The organism is Bathymodiolus heckerae thiotrophic gill symbiont (assembly GCF_900128515.1).
Lineage (GTDB): Bacteria > Pseudomonadota > Gammaproteobacteria > PS1 > Pseudothioglobaceae > Thioglobus_A.
In genome coordinates this window covers 1-3,484 of sequence record NZ_FQTP01000118.1, presented here as the reverse complement: position 1 = coordinate 3,484, position 3,484 = coordinate 1, and the positions used below count along the sequence as shown (strand labels likewise).

The window sequence follows — 3,484 nt, the reverse complement described above, 5'->3', positions numbered from 1 at the left end:
CAGATCTAAAATTAGTTGTTAGTTGTAAAAAAGAAGGCTTAAGATTCGCAATACCAATCTCTCTCACTTGCAAAAACAACCCTACCTGTGATTGTCTAAATAAATAAATAGACTGCATAGGATCGCCCACCAAGAATAAGGTCTTAGCGTCGTCTTTTTGCCAGTTGGCAATCAGTCTTTCAATTAATGAAAATTGAGTACTGGAAGTATCTTGAAACTCATCAATTAATAAATGCTGTATTTTGTAATCCAAAAATAAAGCAATATCGTTCATTTCATGATCTGCCAATGCTCGGTCCGCATCTAAAGCAACTTGAATAAAATCAGTCGATTGCTGTTCATCAAACAATACATTAAGTTGTGCCACAGCAATTTTCAATACCTGGGCGATATTCTTTAAAGCAGCTATTTGCAAGGTATCGAAATCAACATCTGGCATGGTGTTGATTTCATTTAGCAGCATCTTAATATCTGCTTTGTCTGACAAGACTTCAAGCATCTCCAATACAACTTTCTTTTGCACTTTTAATTCAGCAGGAAAGCCGTTTTTCTTAGTTAAGGTCTTACGCCATTCGCCTTTTTCAGTTAAGCACAGATTGGCCAGCTCTTGCCACTGTTTCAATTCGGAGGCATTGGTAGCAGGTAATTTTTCAATACCTGATAACTCAATGTTGGTGTTAGCCTTTAATGCATTAAAAAATGCATCATTAAAATGTATGCATGCTTGGGCTGATAATTGCATCAAGTGCTTGCTGATAATATTGGCAGCACTGTCTTGTAGACTTTGAACGTTTAATACATTCTTGATATACAGCTTATTAAGCCATTGATCTCGTTTTGACAGCATGTAAGTAATCAGCTGATAAAAATGATTAACATTATTATCCAAATATAACAATGTCTCGCTAATGCATTGTCCGAATTCTTCAGTATCAATACTAAGCAAGGTTTGCTTGGCAGCTTGCAAATATATAGCCTCTTGTTGCCAAGTTTGAGTGATAATTTGTTTGTTAATCCAAGTGCCTGGCTGCGGATAACGATTGGTAATTAGATTGGACAAGCCATCAATAGTAGAAATCTTCAGCCGTTGAGGCATGTCAATTATATGCCACTCATATTTCCTCGACCTTGCTAATACTGCAACAGCCAAATCAAAGGTGATTTGTTTGTGTGGTTGTTGAGGGCGCCCACTTTCTACTGACTTTAGCGCATCAATTACTCTAGCCTTTAACTCACTAACTGCTTTTTTGGTAAAGGTCATTGCCAGAACACTTTCTGGCGAATCGCTAATTGATAATAATTTTAAATAGCGTTGCGTTAGTAGCTCGGTTTTGCCAGAACCTGCAGGTGCTTGAATTAAAAAAGAACGCGAGGTATCTAGTGCTTGTTGGCGTTGGAATAAATCATTCACCAAGTTTTTCTAATTGCTCCAGCCACTCATTAAATCCACGGCATTTTTTTCTGATTTCTACCAATCCAATACGCTTAAGAATTTTAGATGCATGTTCAGTTTCTCGATATTGACCCTTACTTTCTTCTTCAATTCTATGCTTAGGCGTTGTCGCATAAGAGTTGTTAATGGCTTCCGGATTTTGATTGGATGCATTTAATATCTTTTTACCCCAGTCTTCAGAATTAAAGCCAATAACCTCACCTATTACACGTGGCTGGGCAAAAAATAATGCCTCAAATTCATACATTTGAATATAGGGAATAAGTTTATGCTTTAATTGAGGCGAAACACGGTCTGATATTTTACACTCTAACTCTTGCTGGTTAATTGCTCCATCTTTTTTATCAAACCCATAAAAATCATATAAAGTTGTTACTTTATCAAAACTATTTAACAGTCTATTTAATTCTTTTGTCACTCCACCTAAATTAATACCGCCTTTTAAATTAACAACAGTTATTTCTATAGTTTCTAAATGTGGTTTTAATATTTTTTTGACAAAAATTTCTTCTGATTCACCCTCAACAGAAACACCAAGCCTTACCATGGGCGACCACCCAAAAGCCCTTTATTCCAAATATCGCCCATTTGATATTCTTCTAGCCAAACATCCAGCTCTTGCTCCTTCAATCGACGAAAACTAGACACACCGTCAACATAATCCACCACAATAAAGTCATCAGGCTTAAAACAATTTGCAAGCGTAACCGATTGAGTGGAAATAATTACTTGTGAGCCATCATTGGAAACTGCTTTGATTATTTCTGATAACACTGTTAATGCCACTGGATGCAAGCCAATTTCTGGCTCGTCTAATACAATTGTTGCAGGGCGCAATTCTTTGGGCTGCAAGAATAGTGTCGCCATGCAAATAAAACGTGCGGTGCCATCAGATAAATTATTTGCAGAAAATCCAACGCCTTCTAAATTATTTTTATGTTGCCACCTTAACAAAACATCCTTACTATCTTTTTTAAAACTAAAATCATGAAAGTAAGATGCAACCGTTTGTATAGCACTCACAATATTTTGATAATCCTCCGGGTAATCTTGACTTAATCTTAATAAAAATGGCGCAAGATTGCCTGCATCACTCCATAAAAAGTCATTATCCTTAATGTCTTGATTAGATTTAAACTTTGCTTTTTCAGATGTGTCATGAAAATGATACAATTTACATTGTTGTAAATAATTTTTAGAATTTTCTATAATTCCACTACTTGTTTCATTTGAAATATTACTTTCCAGACTAGAATAGCTAACATCATGCGTTTTTCTATAAACTGTAAAAGCCGCATTATCTATGTCAATAACAAAACTATCATTGTCAACATCTTTGGCCAATTTTAAAAAATATGTATTTGCATCGGATAAGCTCAAATCAATAATTATTTCTTGAGTTATCTGACTACCAAAATGTAGAAATCTTTCTGCCTTACCGTTTGTAGAAATATAAGTTTGTAACTTTTTTTGATATAAAACATCTAACAATTTAAAAACAGAAATAAAATTACTTTTGCCAGATCCATTTGCACCAATCAACACATTAATTGGTTTCATTTCTAAATCTAACGCTTTAATCGATTTAAAACCTTTAATTTTAATGCGTGATAAATTATTATCCATAAACTACATTTTATCAGGTGCTGATACACCCAATAAACCTAATCCATTTGCTAAAATTTGCTTGGTGGCAATGATGAGTGTTAAACGTGAAGCTTGCAATATTTTATCCTCAATTAAAAAATCACAATTATTATAATAGCTATGAAAATCACCCGCTAAATCACGTAAATAATAAGCCAAAACATGTGGCTCATAATTAATAGCTGAGCTTTTAACCACGTCAGTATAGCGATTAAGCTGTTTGATTAATATTTGTTCATAGTCGTTATTTAATAAACTTAGATCTGCTTGCTCAGTGCTGCTTTCTTTTGCCAAAACCGAACAAATACGCGCATGTGCATATTGAATATAAAACACCGGGTTTTCATTGGTTTTTGACTTTGCTAAATCAAGATCAAAATCCAT

The 3,484-nt window shown here is 34.5% G+C and carries 4 protein-coding genes; all 4 read right to left on the bottom strand.

All coding sequences use genetic code 11. The annotated features are described in order from the left end of the window. The coding region (locus BTHERMOSOX_RS09820) for a UvrD-helicase domain-containing protein (RefSeq protein ID WP_171004731.1) at positions 1 to 1,411 on the bottom strand (1,411 nt) is incomplete at its 3' end. Continuing rightward, on the bottom strand, positions 1,404 to 2,000 hold the full coding sequence (locus BTHERMOSOX_RS09815) for a DUF4276 family protein (RefSeq protein ID WP_138120978.1): 597 nt from the start codon (positions 1,998 to 2,000) through the stop codon (positions 1,404 to 1,406). The genes BTHERMOSOX_RS09815 and BTHERMOSOX_RS09820, both read right to left, overlap by 8 nt. Further along, positions 1,994 to 3,079 (bottom strand): AAA family ATPase, encoded by a 1,086-nt coding sequence (locus BTHERMOSOX_RS09810; protein WP_138120976.1) that lies wholly within the window; start codon positions 3,077 to 3,079, stop codon positions 1,994 to 1,996. The genes BTHERMOSOX_RS09815 and BTHERMOSOX_RS09810 overlap by 7 nt, the downstream gene beginning before the upstream one ends. A gap of 3 nt (positions 3,080 to 3,082) precedes the next feature. Further along, positions 3,083 to 3,484, bottom strand: a 402-nt coding sequence (locus tag BTHERMOSOX_RS09805) for a DALR anticodon-binding domain-containing protein (protein WP_249360677.1), incomplete at its 5' end; no start/stop codon positions are given.